The sequence below is a fragment of the Micromonospora sp. NPDC005172 genome (genome assembly GCF_040608555.1).
Lineage (GTDB): Bacteria > Actinomycetota > Actinomycetes > Mycobacteriales > Micromonosporaceae > Micromonospora.
Genome location: NZ_JBEXIL010000020.1, coordinates 1 through 15881, shown reverse-complemented (window position 1 = coordinate 15881; position 15881 = coordinate 1). Strand labels below are relative to the sequence as shown.

Annotated in this window: 14 protein-coding genes and 1 riboswitch; of the genes, 8 read left to right on the top strand and 6 right to left on the bottom strand. The window is 70.6% G+C overall.

Going from position 1 to position 15881, the window contains the following annotated elements; genetic code table 11:
- Positions 1–216 precede the first annotated feature (216 nt).
- Together ABZV06_RS16175 and ABZV06_RS16170 are read left to right on the top strand one after the other, a co-directional pair.
- On the top strand, positions 217–3081 hold the full coding sequence (locus ABZV06_RS16175; protein ID WP_355242470.1) for an alpha/beta fold hydrolase: 2865 nt from the start codon (positions 217–219) through the stop codon (positions 3079–3081).
- Positions 3081–3977 (top strand): ABC transporter permease, encoded by an 897-nt coding sequence (locus tag ABZV06_RS16170; protein ID WP_355622101.1) that lies wholly within the window; start codon positions 3081–3083, stop codon positions 3975–3977. The genes ABZV06_RS16175 and ABZV06_RS16170 overlap by 1 nt, the downstream gene beginning before the upstream one ends.
- On the opposite strand, the gene ABZV06_RS16165 is transcribed toward ABZV06_RS16170, so the two are convergent.
- The 5 genes from ABZV06_RS16165 to ABZV06_RS16145 form a co-directional block, all read right to left on the bottom strand.
- Positions 3967–4563, bottom strand: coding sequence for a DUF4232 domain-containing protein (locus tag ABZV06_RS16165; protein WP_355242475.1), 597 nt, complete (start codon positions 4561–4563; stop codon positions 3967–3969). The genes ABZV06_RS16170 and ABZV06_RS16165 overlap by 11 nt on opposite strands.
- A 371-nt stretch (positions 4564–4934) precedes the next feature.
- On the bottom strand, positions 4935–5873 hold the full coding sequence (locus tag ABZV06_RS16160; protein ID WP_355622098.1) for a virulence RhuM family protein: 939 nt from the start codon (positions 5871–5873) through the stop codon (positions 4935–4937).
- Between the two features lie 97 nt (positions 5874–5970).
- The gene (locus ABZV06_RS16155) at positions 5971–7536 is read right to left on the bottom strand and encodes a plasmid pRiA4b ORF-3 family protein (RefSeq protein WP_355622095.1); all 1566 of its coding nucleotides are present in this window, start codon (positions 7534–7536) and stop codon (positions 5971–5973) included.
- Entirely contained in the window at positions 7511–7807 is a 297-nt protein-coding gene (locus ABZV06_RS16150; RefSeq protein WP_355242483.1) for a hypothetical protein, read from the bottom strand. The genes ABZV06_RS16155 and ABZV06_RS16150 overlap by 26 nt, the downstream gene beginning before the upstream one ends.
- A gap of 222 nt (positions 7808–8029) precedes the next feature.
- Positions 8030–8584, bottom strand: coding sequence for a hypothetical protein (locus ABZV06_RS16145; RefSeq protein WP_355242486.1), 555 nt, complete (start codon positions 8582–8584; stop codon positions 8030–8032).
- A 252-nt stretch (positions 8585–8836) separates the two neighbouring features.
- On the opposite strand from ABZV06_RS16145, the gene ABZV06_RS16140 reads away from it, so the two are divergent.
- Together ABZV06_RS16140 and ABZV06_RS16135 are read left to right on the top strand one after the other, a co-directional pair.
- On the top strand, positions 8837–9079 hold the full coding sequence (locus ABZV06_RS16140; protein WP_355242489.1) for a GntR family transcriptional regulator: 243 nt from the start codon (positions 8837–8839) through the stop codon (positions 9077–9079).
- 271 nt (positions 9080–9350) lie between these two features.
- Positions 9351–9794, top strand: coding sequence for a DoxX family protein (locus ABZV06_RS16135; protein WP_355622092.1), 444 nt, complete (start codon positions 9351–9353; stop codon positions 9792–9794).
- A 70-nt stretch (positions 9795–9864) separates the two neighbouring features.
- Here ABZV06_RS16135 and ABZV06_RS16130 read toward each other — a convergent pair whose 3' ends face one another.
- Positions 9865–10170 carry a metalloregulator ArsR/SmtB family transcription factor gene (locus ABZV06_RS16130; protein WP_355242495.1) on the bottom strand — a complete coding sequence of 102 codons (306 nt, stop codon included), beginning with the start codon at positions 10168–10170 and terminating at the stop codon, positions 9865–9867.
- An 89-nt stretch (positions 10171–10259) separates the two neighbouring features.
- On the opposite strand from ABZV06_RS16130, the gene ABZV06_RS16125 reads away from it, so the two are divergent.
- The 4 genes from ABZV06_RS16125 to paaN all read left to right on the top strand — a co-directional run bounded on the left by ABZV06_RS16125 (position 10260) and on the right by paaN (position 15709).
- Complete coding sequence (locus tag ABZV06_RS16125; protein WP_355622089.1) at positions 10260–11228, top strand: DMT family transporter; 969 nt, start codon at positions 10260–10262, stop codon at positions 11226–11228.
- A 67-nt stretch (positions 11229–11295) separates the two neighbouring features.
- Positions 11296–11431, top strand: a riboswitch (SAM riboswitch).
- Between the two features lie 10 nt (positions 11432–11441).
- Positions 11442–12728, top strand: coding sequence for a threonine synthase (gene thrC / locus ABZV06_RS16120; protein WP_355622086.1), 1287 nt, complete (start codon positions 11442–11444; stop codon positions 12726–12728).
- Between the two features lie 236 nt (positions 12729–12964).
- Positions 12965–13984, top strand: a complete 1020-nt coding sequence (locus ABZV06_RS16115; protein ID WP_355622083.1) for a GNAT family N-acetyltransferase — start codon at positions 12965–12967, stop codon at positions 13982–13984.
- Between the two features lie 51 nt (positions 13985–14035).
- On the top strand, positions 14036–15709 hold the full coding sequence (paaN, locus tag ABZV06_RS16110) for a phenylacetic acid degradation protein PaaN (protein WP_355622080.1): 1674 nt from the start codon (positions 14036–14038) through the stop codon (positions 15707–15709).
- The last annotated feature ends 172 nt before the right edge of the window (positions 15710–15881 follow it).

Sequence of the window (15881 nt, the reverse complement as noted above, 5' to 3'; positions counted from 1 at the left end):
GGTTCCGGGCACGCTCTGTCCGATTCCCAGGTGTGACATGAAGGGATCGAGGGGGATATCCGCGAAAGATCGGAATTCACGCGATCCGAACTCAACTCACTGGCCCGCCATGGAGGATGCTCGGTCGCGCCGGCTCGGATCACCGATCGGGGCAACCGGACGGACGTACGGCGGATCTCAGCCAACGCTCAGGCTGCGAGCCGTACCGTACGCCGCATGAGATCGCCGTCGCCGGCCGCGTGGTTCCGGCGTGCCCTGCCCACCCGCCGTCGCGTGATCGCCGCGGCGGTGGTCGCCGTGCTGCTGGTGGTCGCCGTCACCTGGGCGGTGTGGCCGCAGGGATCGGGCGTACGCACCCAGAGCGCGATGCTCACCGTCCGCTCCGGACCGTCCGGTGACCAGCCCGTGGACCTGGACACGACCCTCTACCTCCCGCCCGGCGCGTCGTCCGGTCGGAAGGTCCCCGCGGTCCTGCTCGCGCACGGTTTCGGCGGCACCAAGGAGTCGGTGCGCTCGGACGCCGAGGAGTTCGCCGGACGTGGGTACGCGGTGCTCACCTGGACCGCGCGGGGTTTCGGCCGCAGCGGCGGCGAGATCCATCTGGACAACCCGGACTACGAGGTGCGCGACGCCGAGCGGCTGCTGGACTGGCTGGCCGCCCGGCCCGAGGTGCGTACCGACGCCCCCGGCGACCCGAAGGTCGGCGTGGTCGGCGGCTCGTACGGTGGCGGGCTCGCCCTGCTGCTGGCCGCCCAGGACCGCCGGGTGGACGCGATCGTCCCCATGATCACCTGGAACGACCTCTCCCGCGCCTTCCTGCCGGAGAGCACCGGCGGCGCGCCGACCGAGGGTGTGTTCAAGAAGGGCTGGGCCGGTCTCTTCTTCGGCGGGGGCGGCAACGTGGGCAGCGGCCCGGCCGGGCTCGCCGGTACGACCGCCGCCCAGCCCGAAGGAGCGCCCGCGTCCGCCGGCCCACCGAGCCCGGGGCCGGGCGCCGGTCCTGGAACCGCGTCCGGTGGCCTCCCGGCCGGTGCCGCGGACCCGTCCTGCGGGCGGTTCGCCGCCGACGTCTGTGCCGCGTACCTGCGGATCGCCACCACGGGCCGGGCCGACCAGGCGGCCGTGGACGTGCTGCGCCGCTCCAGCCCGGCGGGTGTGCTGGACCGGATCAAGGCCCCCACCCTGCTGGTGCAGGGCGAGGCGGACACGCTCTTTCCCCTCGGCGAGGCGGACGCGAACGCCAAGGGGATCGCCGCCGCCGGCACCCCGGTGCGGGTCGCCTGGTTCACCGGCGGGCACGACGGTGGCACCGGCCCCCGTTCGGATTCGGACCGGGTGAAGTTCCTGACCGTCCAGTGGCTCGACCACTACGTCAAGGGCGAGGGCGACGCGCCCGGCGACGACTTCACGTGGTCCCGGATCGCCGGCTTCGACGCGCTCGACCGGGGTCTGGTCGCCACCGGCTTCCGCCGCGCCGACTACCCGGGCCTCGCCGGCAACGCCCGTCGGGAGGTGGTGGTCGCCGGTCCGGCGCAGCCGATCGCGAATCCGCCGAACGGCAACCCGGCCGCCATCTCCTCGATCCCGTTCGCCGGTGGCCTCGCCTCCCTGCTCGACGGTGTGGCCGGCGACATCCCCGGCCAGCACGCCCGCTTCGAGTCGGCGCCGCTGACCGAGGCCGTGGACGTGGCCGGCGCGCCGACCGTGACCGTGCGGGCCGCCTCGCCGACCGGTGAGGCGGTGCTCTTCGTCAAGCTCTACGACGTCGACAAGGACGGGGCCGCCACCCTGCCGAACGGGCTGGTCGCCCCGATCCGGCTCAGCGGTCTGCCGCAGCGGGTGCAGGACGCCCGCCCGGTCACCGTGACGCTGCCCGGGATCGTCCGCCGGATCGAGGCTGGCCACCGGCTGCGCCTGGTGGTCGCCAGCTCCGACCAGGCATACACCACGCCCGCCGCGCCCACCGTCTACACGGTGGCCGCGGACGGCGCGGTCACCCTGCCGACCGTCGACGGCGAGCCCATCGGAACCGCGGCGACCGTCTGGCGCTGGGTGCTCGCCGGCCTCCTCGCCGCCATCGTGCTCGGGCTCGTCGTGGTCGTCGCCGTGGTCCGCCGCCGACACCGTCGCCAGGACCGGTCGGTGCATCCGGAGTACGCGGACACGCCGCTGGCCGTGCGGGCGCTGCGCAAGGAGTACGCGGACGGCTTCGTCGCGGTGTCGAACGTGGACTTCGAGGTGCACCCGGGCCAGGTGGTGGGCCTGCTGGGGCCCAACGGCGCGGGCAAGACCACCACCCTGCGGGTGCTGATGGGGCTGACCCAGCCGACCGCCGGGGAGATCTACGTCTTCGGTCGTCGGCTGGTACCCGGCTCGCCCGTGCTGTCGAGGATCGGCGCGCTGGTGGAGGGGCCGGGGTTCCTGCCGCACCTCTCCGGCCTGGCCAACCTCAGGGCGTACTGGCGGGCCACCGGGCGGCCGGCCGAGGACGCGCACTTCGACCAGGCGTTGGAGATCGCCGGGCTCGGCGACTCGGTGCACCGGAAGATCAAGAACTACAGCCACGGCATGCGTCAGCGGCTCGCCATCGCCCAGGCCATGCTCGGTCTCCCCGAGCTGCTGGTGCTGGACGAGCCGACCGACGGGCTGGACCCGCCGCAGATCGCCGAGATGCGCCGGGTGCTCCAGCGGTACGCCACCGACGGCCGGGCGGTGCTGGTCTCCAGTCACCTGCTCGCCGAGGTGGAGCAGACCTGCACGCACGCGGTGGTGGTCAACAAGGGCCGGATCGTCGCCTCCGGGCCGGTCCAGGAGATCGTGGGCGAGTCGCCGAGCGTCCTGTTCGACGTCACCGATCCGGAGGCGGCTCGGGCGGTGCTGGACCGGCTGCACGGCGTACGGGTGCTGCCGGAGAGCGACGGGCAGCTCGTCGTCGACACCAACGGCACGGCTCGCAGCGAGGTGGTGGCCGAGCTGGTACGCGCCGGCATCGGAGTGGACCGGGTGGTGCCCCGGCGGCGCCTGGAGGACGCGTTCCTCGCCCTGGTGGGCGAGAACTCTCGGGGAAGCGGTGACCGGTGATGGCTGGATCTTTCGTCGAAGCGCCGGTGGGCGTCACCGATCCGGCCGGCGCGGCCCTCGGCTACCGGCCGTCGGCCACCATGCCCTTCGGGGCGGAGTTCCGCCGGCAGGCATCCCGGCGGCGAACCCAGCTCGCGCTCGGGTTCATGGTGCTGCTGCCGCTGATCATCCTGATCGCCTTCCAGTTCAACTCCGGTGGCGACGACGACAACGGCAACAACGAGTTCGCCAGCCTTGTCGACCTGGCCACCTCGGGCGGGCTCAACTTCACCCTCTTCTCGATCTTCGTGTCGGCGTCGTTCCTGCTGGTCGTGGTCGTCGCGCTGTTCTGCGGCGACACGGTGGCCAGCGAGGCGAGCTGGGGGAGCCTGCGCTACCTGCTGGCCATCCCGGTGCCCCGGGCACGACTGCTGACGGTGAAGCTGGTGGTCGCGCTCGCGTACTCGAGTCTGGCCCTGGTGCTGTTGGCCGGCACCGCCCTGCTCGCGGGCACCCTGCGCTACGGCTGGTCGCCGCTGCGCAGCACGGTGGCCGCCGAGCTGGAGCCGGGCGAGGGGCTGCTCCGGCTGCTCGCGGTGCTCGGCTACCTGGCGGTCGTACTCCTGGTGGTGGCCGGCCTGGCGTTCCTGCTGTCGGTGACGACGGACGCCGCGCTCGGCGCGGTCGGTGGCGCGGTCCTGCTGTGGATCCTGTCCAGCATCCTGGACCAGATCACCGCCCTGGGCGCGCTGCGGGACTTCCTGCCCACCCACTTCAGCACCGCCTGGCTGGGGTTGCTGTCCACGCCGGTGCAGACCGACGACGTGGTACGCGGCTGCATCTCGGCGATCAGCTACGCGACGCTGTTCTGGGGGCTGGCGTTCTGGCGCTTCACCCGCAAGGACATCACGTCGTAGGTTCGCGCCAGGCGCTGACCCCGATCCGGCCGGTGTTGCCCACGTCGATCGGGCCGTCCGGGTCGACCTCCTCGGCCGGCTGACCTGCGGCGGGAGCCACCGTCAGGTACGCACCGTCGGTGGCGACCACCGTCGAGTCGGTCACCAGGTTGCGCCAGAGGACGGAAGCGATGGCCCGTTCGCCTCTTTGCAGCGTGATCGGCTGCGGCGGCTGGTCGAAGCCGGACGTGATGTCCTTCGCCCCGTTCTGAACCGCCAGAATGATCGGCTTGCGCTGCTCGTCGAGGACCCACACCGTCGGGTATCCGTTGAGCCGGTACGGGCGGTCACCGCAGTTGACCAGCTCCAGGCCGAGGGCGCGCAGCCCCATCGCGGCGTCCCCGCCGGTCGACCGGATGCGGACACCGGATGCCGGGCACTCGGCAACCGGCGTGGTGCCCGCCTCGGGCGCGGTCGTGGTCTTGGGCGGCGGGCCGGTGGGGTCGCCGCCCTGCCCCGCGTGATCGCGCGGCACGCAGGCGCTGAGAGCGAGAACCAAGACGGCCGCCGCACCGATGTGTCGCCCGCTGGCGCTCCGGAAGATCATCCCCCGATCCTCGCGCACCGACCCGGCCCGTTGGTGCCCGGCCTTGTCGCCGCTCGCGCTAGATCGCCGCTGTGCGCCTGCCGGTGCTCAAGATCCGCGCAACTTCCCTGTTGTTGCTGCTTGCGGCGCCCGGGAGGCAGCAACAACCCTGATGTTGTGCGGATCTTCGGGCGCTGAGGGGCTGGGGTGTGGTTACCGGGCGGCCGATGCCAGGATCTCCTCCAGATTGTCGGTCATCCCCCTCGGCCCGTCGCGCGATCTGCACGGTGGGGACCGAAGTGCTGCGCAGTTCGGCCATCTGGGACGTCGTCGTCCGGCTCGCACAGCCTGTCGGAGTGGCGGGTGGGCAGGGCGCAGCGGGGGCTGCCGGGTCAGGCAGCACCCTCCGGTGGCCCGCCACCGAGTCGGCCGCGGCGTTCGAATTCCAGCAGATCGGCGAGGTCCTGCTCCTCCTGTTGACGGGCCTCCTCCGCCTGCTTCTCGCGGCGCCGTTGATCGTATTCGGCATACACGTGCCCGACTCGGGCCTCGGCGTCAGTGGCCGAAATTCCGCCAGCGCCGGCCAGCACCTGCCGTTCATTGAAGGTCAGGAACGCGTCGGCGCGCTGAACCCATTCCGCCATCAGGATCTGCTGTCGGCGGCGCGCCCGGTCCTCGGCGAAGTCGAGGAACATCGTGGTCAGGCGATTCAACTCGCTGATCTCGTCAGCGGTCAGGTAGTTCTTGGAGACAGCGATGTCCGCCTTGCGTACTTGCTGGCCCCGCCAGGTGGTCAAGCCCATGGTGGGTGAACTCGGGTCGGCCCGCTTCACCATCAGCTCACCAGCGGTGTGGCCGGTGACCGCGTAGATCAACTTGTTCTGGATGGTGGCGAAGAAGGTCCTGGCGGTATCGCTGGTCCCGGAGTAGTCGGCGCTGGTGGCGGCGAAGATGTCGCGGACCTTCTGGTAGAAACGCTTCTCGGACGCCCGGATGTCCCGGATGCGTTCCAGCAGCTCGTCGAAGTAATCCGCAGCGGCGGCGTCCTTGAGCCGCTCGTCCTGCATGGCGAAGCCTTTGACCAGGTATTCCGACAGCACGGTCGTGGCCCATTGGCGAAACTGCACCGCGCGGGGTGTGGTCACCCGGTAGCCGACAGCCAGGATCATGTCGAGGTTGTAGACCTTGACCTCGCGCCGCACCTGCCGCGTGCCCTCGATTCGAACCATCAACTCAGAGTTGATAGTTGCCTCGGTCACTTCTCCATCGGCCAGCACCCGGGACAGGATCTGCTCGATGTTCTGCACCGAGGTGCCGTACAGCTCGGCCATCTGGGCCTGCGTCAGCCAGACCGTCCCCTTGGTCGCCCGAAGCTGGACGACCGAGCTGCCGTCGTCGGCGCGGTAGAGGATCAGCTCGCCAGCAGGATCAGTCATCCGTGGCTCCTTCGGTGAGGGCTCGGGTGATCCCGGTGGCGTCGAACCGGGCGGGCTGGAAGTCGGCGGCTGAGGCGAGGCCGAGCAATTCCAGTCGGTCACCGTGTTCGGGATGGCCGGGATCGGTCAACACCTCGACAAGTTCCGCGTAGCCCCAGACGCCGCCACAGTCCTCCGGCGGAGCCGCCCGCCGCCCGCCCGTGCAGCGGGGATACCCGACCGGTTGTCGGTCCAGCATCTTCTCCACGGCGATCTCGTGTGTCCAGTTGTCGCCGAGGTCGTACGTGTACCTGAATCGGTCGCCGACGCCGGGCGCGACCTGTTCCAGGGTGACCGGGGCTTCGGCGCGGTAGCCCAACTCCCGGTCGGCGACCCCGAAGTCGCCGTAGGGGGTCTCGAAGACGTGCAGGTGGGCGTCGTCCCAGCCGAAGGCCACCTGGATGATGTGGTGCAGGTCGGCCAGGCTCGTGTCGGCGGGCAGTTCCAGACGCCGCCAGATCGGGGGCTTCGCCCCCCGCAGACTCACCTTGAGTTGGTAGATGGGCGCGGCCGGCGCGGTTTTTCTCCGCTTCGCCGGCAGCTTCCGCCCAGCAGTGCGCCGTCGTGCGCGGGTTTGGATCTGCTGCGCCTGCCCGGCGATCTGGCTGATGATGTCCAGCAGTTCGAGGGTGGTCTGACGGGTGTCTGCGTCGTGCTCGGCTGGTGGGCGCGTCGGCTCGGGCAGCGTGCTGATCCGGGCTCGCAGCAGCAGCGCGAGCAGGTGGTAACCCGGCCCGTCCTCATCCTCGCCGTCGAACTCGTCGTCGAACTCCGCGGGGTCGCGTTCCTGGTCGTGGTCTGCGCGGGCGTCGAGGGCCCGTTCGACCTGCCACCGAAAGTCGGCCGGGTCCAACAGTTCCTCGGCGATCGTCAGACCGGCACGGCGGCCGTTCTGCTGGATGGTGGTGACAACCTCGGCCAGGGCGTCAGCGGGAAAGAACACGATATCGGCAGCCGCGTCACAGTGGAGGTGGTCGACGTGGACGACGAACCCGTACGAGCGCCCCGCCCGCTCGAAGGCGCAGACGAGCATGGAGGCGCTGCCCGCCGGGTCGGCGAACCGCCGACATGGGCCGACCCGCACGGGCTGGCGTAGCTCACTGGCCCAACTCGGCGCTTCGACGCCCGCGTCCATCAGACGCCGGGCGGCGGCCGCTGCGACGGTGCCCTCCCGGACGGCGTCGATCGCGAGCAGTACGGCGAGCGCCTCCGGCGTGCCGATCTCGGCAACGGCCGGCAGCATGCCATCGTTGAGAGCCTCGGTGAAGTCTTCGCCGGCAAGATCACCGGCGGACAGGAAATTCGCGGCAAACAACTCGGCCTCGACGGGATCGTCCGTCTTGATCAGGTGTGCACCCTCGCCGACCAGGTCGACGATGAAGCTCTGCGGGTCGACGTCGGCGCCCGAACACGCCGGGCAGTCGCACTGTTCGACGTCGGTGAGCTGGGCACGACGAACAACCTGCTGCCCGGACCGGCTGGGCTTGGCGCGCTTACGGCGGCGACTCTCGGGGCTCATCCGAGCATGTTTCCACGACCGCCCGGGTGGCTTCACACAACTCGCCGGGGTGGTCGGCGCGCAGCGCACAGCGGGCACCGCCGGGTAGGCGGTTGTCGCACCAGACGCGGGTACGCAGGAACTGCCGGTCCTCCTCGCTGAGCGTCGTCTCGCCGAAGTCGATGGCGAGCACATGACCGAGGGAGTGGCGCAGCGCCATGGCCAGCGCCGCAGCGTCGTCGATCCGGTGCAGGGTGGTCGGCAGGTGAATGATCCAGTGCGGTTCGGTCATCGGGACCACCGGTTGTTTGGTGCGGTCGAGACGGCGCGGACGAGCTGGGGAAGCAGTAGCCGGATGGGCTGGTAGATCACAGTGGACCGCCTTCCGTTCGATGCTGGTTGCGGGCGGCGCCGGGGCGGGCGGGGTCGGCCGGCACGCCCGCGCGTGACGTACCGGCCGGAGCTCAGCACCCACCCCGGGCCCTTTCCTTCCCACGCAGGTCCGCGGGCAGGTTCAGGTGGTGGCGGGTTCCGCGCCGGACAACCCGCCGGTGTACGACGTGAGCGCGGCGACCGCCGCGGAAAGGCTCTCGGTCATCAGCCCGAGCTGGTCGGCAGCCCGGTGCCACTGCCCGGCCGCGGTCTCGGTCGCCGGGTCGTTGGTCGAGTCGTGCTGGTCGGTGTCGAGGAGCTGCCGCCCAGCAGTGGTGATCCGGGCCGGGAGCGCGCCGATCCGGTTGGCCGCACCGGCCAACTGGTCTCGGACGGTGTCCAGCACCTCGACCAGAGCGCCGATGGTGGCCCGACCCTGATGGCCGGCGTCGGTGCGGAGCAGGTGGACGCCGTCACTGAGCTGCCGTTCCGCGTCACCGGCCAGGTCGAGCGCATCCTCGCCGCTGCGCCGCGCCAGCCGGATCGCCGGATGGGCGCAACCCGCCCCGGTCCGTTCCAGCAGCACAGCGGCGGCGGCGACGGCGAGGTACGTCTCGCGCAGCTCCGCCGTCACCTGCTCCACGGACCAGATCGCGCTCGCCGCCGGCACTTCCGTCTCGGTCTCCGACACGGTCACGGGTGGACTCCTCTCGTGGGGTTACGGGGGATGCCGGGGCAGCGCCACAACCAGCCCAGCTCGGGTCCTGGACCACCTTTGAGCGCTGCCCCGGCTTCAAACCGGGCAAAGCCCGGAGGGTGAACCAACCCTGGTGCCAACCCGGACGGCTCACCTTCATGCTATTGCACCTAGTGACATAGGTCAACCAAGTTGTTGAGGCGCGAACTCGTGTCGTGATCAGATGGGATTGCCAACCCGGAAGGAACACCGATGCCCGCAATCCCTTTGAGCTATGCAGACATCGCGGCTGACATCGCCGCCCGGATCAGGAGCGGGGAGTACGGGCCAGGTACCAAGATTCCGTCATACGCGCAGCTCAGTGACCTGTACTCGGTGTCGGTATCCACTGCGGCTCGCTCGGTGGCACTCTTACGCGATCGGGGTGTCGTTGTTGGCGCTCCGGGGCGGGGAGTGTTCGTTCCCGAGCCAGACTCTGACGAGGCCGACGGCTAAATAATGCGTAGGTCGGTAGCCGCTTGCCCCACATTCGGGGCAGCTCGACAGGGTGTGCGGGCACCACGCCAGCCGGTACGTTGAGGGTTCGGGAGCGCTCCCAATGCGCGAGAGTCACTGGGGTGTCGGTCAAATCAGGGCAAAGTCGCAATTACAGCATTGCGCCTCAGGTTCTCCCGCCGGGGATTTTCCCACTAGCAAAGAACTTATTAACATCGATGCCTTGAGGCCCCACCATGGAAGAGATCTGTTCCCTTCGATGGAGGTCTCCATGAACGTCTCTCGGCTCGGCGGGCCGATCCTGTCCCTGTTCCGCATCGTGATCGGCCTGCTGTTCACGCTGCACGGCCTCTCGTCGGTCTTCGGGTTGTTCGGCGGCAACCCGATGACCGGCAAGGCGGTACCGCTCGGCACCTGGCCGGGCTGGTGGGCCGCCCTGATCCAGCTCATCTGCGGCGCGCTGGTGCTGGTCGGACTCTTCGCCCGACCAGCCGCGCTTCTCGCGTCCGGCTCGATGGCGTACGCCTACTTCGTCGTGCACCAGCCGGACGGCCTGCTGCCGCTGTACAACGGCGGTGAGCAGGCGGCCCTCTTCTGCTGGTCGTTCCTGCTGGTCGCGGCGCTCGGGTCGGGCCCGTGGGCGCTCGACGCGCTGCTCTTCAAGCGGCGCGTCCAGGTGCCGTCGATGGCCGAGCCCAGCCCGGTGAACGCCTGACCGCACGCTCACTGCGCGTCGCCGGAGCCTAGGCGAATCGGCTCCGGCGACGCGCGCGTGGGTGCAGGGGTCAGGCCGTCGGTCGGGATGTGAGGACCGCGTCCAGGAGGCCGGGGTAGAGCGTGTCCACCTCGTCGCGGCGCAGTCGGACCAGGCGGCTCGTGCCGGCGGCCCGGGTGCGGGTCAGGCCGGCCTCGCGCAGCACCTTGAGGTGGTGGCTGCGGGTCGCCTTGGAGACGCCGAAGTCGAAGCTGCCGCAGGCGGCCTCACCGCCGTCGGCGAGCGCCCGGACGATCTGCAACCGCACGTCGTCGGCGAGTGCGGCCAGCACGGCGGTGACCGGTACGGCGGTCAGGTCGGGTTCGTGCAGCTCCATGTGACCAGTCTAACCCTTGTTCGACAACGATCGAACAACACCCTATGGTCGGTGTCGTTGGTTCGAAGATACTCGAACAGGAGCTGACGATGCGATCCCGCGCCGCCGCCTACCCATTGCTCGCCGCGCTCGCCTGGGGTGCGATGTTCCCGATCCTGGCCACCGCGCTGACCACTGTCGACCCGCTCAACCTGACCACCGCCCGCTATCTGTTCGCCGCCGTCATCCTGGTCGGCATCCTGCTGCTCCGCGAGGGGTCGGCCGCGCTGCGGCTCGGCGGTCGGGGAGCCGAGGTAATGGTGCTGGGCGTCGTCGGCTTCGCCGGTTTCAACCTGCTCACCAACCTGGCTCTCGAACACGCCGCCCCGCAGCAGGTCTCCCTCTTCGTGGCGACCACCCCGATCATCACCCAACTGGTGCGGTGGGCCCGGGACGGCGTACGACCGAAGCCCTTCCTGCTGGCCCTCTCCCTGGTGGCGCTCCTCGGAGTCGGCCTGGTGATCACCCGCGGGAGCCTGGCCGGGCTCGGCCAGTTCGGTCTCGGCGGCCTCATGATGATCGGCGCGGTGCTCGGCTGGGCCATCTACACCCACGGCGCGACCCGGTTCGGCGCCTGGTCGCCGCTGCGTTTCACCACGCTGACCGCGCTCGCCGGCACGGCCGCCATGCTGGCCGCGAGCATCGGCGCCGACGCCGTCGGGTGGCAGCACGCGCCGGCGGCCGCGGACCTCGTGGCGATCACCCCGCAACTGGCGTACGCCGTGCTCGTCGCCGCAGTCGTCGCGGTGCTGGCCTGGAACACCGGTGTGCAGCGGCTGGGCGCCGCCAACGCGGCCCTGTTCATGAACCTGGTCCCGGTGACCACCTTCGTCGTGCAGATCGCCCGTGGCTACCGTCCGGAGACGGTCGAGCTGGTCGGGGCGGCGATCACCATCGCCGCGCTGGTCGCCGCGAACCTCGCCGCGCGGACCCGTCCCCGGCCCTCGCCGCCGCCCCGGCCGACGGCGGTCACCGACCCCGGCGCGGTGGTCGACCCAGTGGCGGTGGCGCACCGCTGACCCACTGGCTGGGATGCCCGGTGGAGGCGCCGGGCAACGTTGCCTAGACTCGACGGCACAACTGCATACCTCATCCAGAGGGGCTGAGGGATACGGCCCGACGACGCCCCGGCAACCACCCCGCGCGCTCACCGCTGAGCGACCCGCGGGGCAGGTGCCAATTCCGTCCCCGCCGCACCGTGCGATGCGGGGAAAGATGAGAGGACCCTCGACATGACGTCGACGCTCGCCGCCTCCGGCATCGACACCTCCGCCAGCCCCGCCCGTGCCCTCGTCTGCCGCGCCTGTTCGGCCCGCTACCCGCTCGCCGCCCAGCACGCCTGCTACGAGTGTTTCGGCCCGCTGGAAGTCGACTACGACACCGCCGCGCTGGCCACCGTGACCCGCGAGCAGATCGAGGCCGGGCCGGACAACATCTGGCGGTACGCCGCGCTGCTGCCCGCCGGGCAGGACCCGGCCACCCGGGTCACCCTCGACCCGGGGCTGACCCCGCTGGTGGCGGCCCCGCACCTCGCCGCCGAGTTGGGCATCACCGCGCCGCTCTGGGTCAAGGACGACAGCGCCAACCCGACCCACTCGTTCAAGGACCGGGTCGTCTCGGTGGCGTTGACCGCCGCCAAGGCGCTCGGGTTCACCCGGTTCGCCTGCGCGTCCACCGGCAACCTGGCCAACTCGGTGGCCGCGCACGCCGCCCGCGCCGGCGTGCCCTCGATCGTCTTCATCCCCTCCGACCTGGAGCAGGGCAAGGTCATCACCACCGCCGTGTACGGCGGCGAACTGGTCGCCATCGACGGCTCCTACGACGACGTCAACCGGCTCTGCGGTGAGCTGGTGGAGACCGACGAGTTCGAGGACACGGCCTTCGTCAACGTGAACGTCCGCCCGTACTACGCGGAGGGTTCCAAGACCCTCGGCTACGAGGTGGCCGAGCAGCTGGGCTGGCGGATTCCCGCCCAGGTGGTGATCCCGATGGCCAGCGGCGAACTGCTCACCAAGATTGACAAGGCGTTCTCCGAGCTGGTCGAGATCGGCCTGGTCGACGCGCCGGCCGGCGGCTGGAAGGTCTTCGGCGCGCAGTCGGCCGGCTGCAACCCGATCGCCACGGCCCTGCACGCCGACACGGACACGATCATCCCGGTCAAGCCCACCGGCATCGCCAAGTCGCTCAACATCGGTGACCCGGCCGCCGGCCTCTACGCACTGGAGGCGGTGCGTCGCACCGGTGGCTGGATGGAGTACGCCGACGACGACGAGATCCGCGCCGGCATCCGCGACCTGGCCCGTACCACCGGGGTCTTCGCCGAGACGGCGGGCGGCGTGACCGCGGCAGTGTTGCGCAAGCTGGTCGAGTCCGGCCGGCTCGACCCGACGGCGGAGACGGTCGTCTTCAACACCGGCGAGGGTCTGAAGACCATCGACGCCGTGGCCGCACAGGTCGGGCCGACCCACCACATCAAGCCGTCCCTGCGTGCCGCCCGGGACGCGGGGCTTCTGGGCTGAATCCGCCCGGTGACTGGGTTTTCGCTGTGAGTGTGGAAAACCCGCCGCTCAGGACTTGACGGCAGGAACCGGACGGCGCAAGATGCTCCGTGCGGGAGGGCATTTCGCCGAAGACTTTTGAAGTTCTTGCGACCCAACGCCGGAGGCGTTGTGCGAATGCCCCTCCCGACCACGTCCGACAGGGCCAGCGAATAATCGCTGGCCCTGTCGCTTTTGCGGCTGTCAGGCTCACCGGCATGAGCATCACGATCGTGCCGTTCGACGGCACCGACCGGGCCGCGGTCGACGAGGCGTACCGGATCGGAGCGGCGGCCACCGAGGCCGACCTGCCCGACTTCCCACCGTCCTGCCGGCAACGCTTCGACGGGTTCTTCCACGCCCCGATGCCCGGCACCCGCTCGCTCTGGGCGCTGGCCCGCCTGGACGGTACGCCCGCCGGTTACCTCCAGCTCGACCTGCCGCAGCTCGACAACACCGACAACGCCACCGCCGAGCTGAAGGTCCATCCGGACCTGCGGCGTCGTGGTGTCGGCCGGGCCCTGCACGAGTACGGGGTACGCCTGCTGCGCCAGCACGACCGCAAACGGGTGACGGCGATGACGGTCTCCGCGCTGCCCGGCGGTCCGGCCCGACCGGTGGCGGGTCACGCGTTCGCCGCCGCGATGGGCGCGCACTCCGCGCTGGCCGAGGTGCGTCGCCGGCTGACCATCGCCGACATCGACCGGCTCGCGCTGCGGGCGGCCCTGGCCGACGCGCAGCCCCACGCCGAGGGCTACCGGTCCGTCTCCTGGCAGGGCACCACCCCACCCGAGTACGTCGCGGACGTCGCCTACCTGGACGGCCGGCTCATGACGGACGCGCCGCTGGGCGACGTGCAGTGGGAACCGGAACAGGTCGACGCCGAGCGCATCCGGGGCAACGAGCGCGCCCTGGACGCCCGGGGTAGGCGGCGCTACCACCTCGGGATGCTGCACGAGGCGTCGGGCCGGCTGGTCGCCTGGACCCTGCTCGACGTGGGCGCCTCCGTCGACTGGCACGCGTTCCAGCAGATCACCATCGTCGACCCGACCCACCGTGGCCACCGGCTGGGCCTCATCGCCAAGGCGGAGAACCTGCACCATCTGCTCACCCACGAGCCCGCGGTACGCGTCGTCGACACCTGGAACGCGGCCAGCAACAGCTACATGGTGGCGATCAACGAGCAGCTCGGCTTCCGCCCGGTGGACGCCTGGGACAACTGGCAGCTCACCCTCTGACGGGTATCCGCCCCTACTGCTCGCCGACCGGGCTGTTGCATGATGGCGGGCATGACGGAGACCCCGCATTCCCTGTACGACAGGCACGCCGACACCCTCAACCGTGCGCTGACCGCGATCACGGAGCGGGGCTACTGGTCCGCCTATCCCGAGTCCCCCAGCCCCCGCGTGTACGGCGAGACCGCCGCCGCCGACGGCAAGGCCGCCTTCGAGGCGTACCTCGGTGGTGACTTTCCGCTCGATCAGCCCGGCGCTGGCGGGCGGATCGCCACCGAGACGAGCCCGTTCGGGGTCGACCTGGCGGTGCGGTACCCGCACGCCGGCACCGACGAGCTGGTCACCGCCGCCTCCGCCGCGCTGCCGGCGTGGCGCGACGCCGGTCCGCAGGCCCGGGTGGGTGTCTGCCTGGAAATCCTCGACCGGCTGCACAAGCACATCTTCGAGCTGGCCAACGCGGTGCAGTTCACCAGCGGGCAGGCGTTCGTGATGGCGTTCCAGGCCGGCGGCGCGCACGCGCTGGACCGGGCGCTGGAGGCGCTGGCGTACGCGTACGCCGAGATGACCCGGCACCCGGGCACCGCCGGTTGGGAGAAGGCCGCCGGCAAGGGCGACCCGCTGCGGATGACCAAGACGTTCCACGTGGTCCCCCGTGGTGTGGCGCTGGTGATCGGGTGCAACACCTTCCCGACGTGGAACTCGTACCCCGGGCTGTTCGCCTCGCTGGTCACCGGCAACCCGGTGATCGTGAAGCCACACCCGCGCGCGGTGCTGCCGCTCGCGATCACCGTGAAGTACGCGCGGGAGGTCCTCGCGGAGGCCGGCTTCGACCCGAACCTGATCCTGCTGGCCGCCGAGGCGCCGGGCGAGAAGCTCGCCAGCGACCTGGCGCTGCACCGGTCCGTCAAGATTGTCGACTTCACCGGCTCCACCGAGTACGGCGACTGGCTGGAGACGCACGCCCGGCAGGCGTCGGTCTACACCGAGAAGGCCGGCCTCAACACCGTGGTGATCGACTCCACCGACGACTTCACCGGCATGTGCCGCAACCTTGGTTTCACCCTGACCCTCTACAGCGGTCAGATGTGTACCACCTCGCAGAACATCCTCATCCCGGCCGGGGGCATCGAGACCGACCAGGGGCACAAGAGCTTCGACGAGGTGGCCGGTGGAATCGCCGCGGCCGTCGGCAAGCTGACCGCCGACCCGGCCCGGGGTGTCGAGCTGACCGGCGCGATCGTCAACGACGGGGTGTTGGAGCGGTTGGCCGAGGTGACCAAGGTCGGCGAGCCGGTCCTGGAGTCGCGGACGGTGGCCCACCCGTCGTACGCCGACGCGGTGGTGCGTACCCCGACGATCGTCAAGCTGACCGCGGACGACGCCCAGACGTACGGCCGGGAGTGGTTCGGGCCGATCTCGTTCGCCATCGCGACCGACTCCACCGCGCACAGCCTGGAGCTGCTGCGCAGGACGGTCGGCGAGAAGGGCGCGCTCACCGCCGGGGTCTACTCGACCGACGAAGCGGTGCTGGACGCCACCGAGGCGGTCGCCGTCGAGGTCGGGGTGCACCTGTCCTGCAACCTCACCGGCGGTGTCTTCGTGAACCAGTCGGCGGCCTTCTCCGACTTCCACGGCAGCGGCGCCAACGCGGCGGCCAACTCGGCGTTGACCGACGGGGCTTACGTGGCGAATCGGTTCCGGATCGTGCAGTCGCGGCGGCCTGCCTGATCTTTGCTTGCGGTGGGGGTTTCCGGGGCGGTGCGTGATTGGTCGCGGTTGGGGTTTCCGGGGCAGCCCGCCCCGCTCCGGGCGGTCAGGCTTGATCCCTGCGCGGGGCGGGCCCGGAGCGGGAGTGGTCGCTCAAGCAGCTCATCGACCGGGTCGTCACGACCTACCGCAC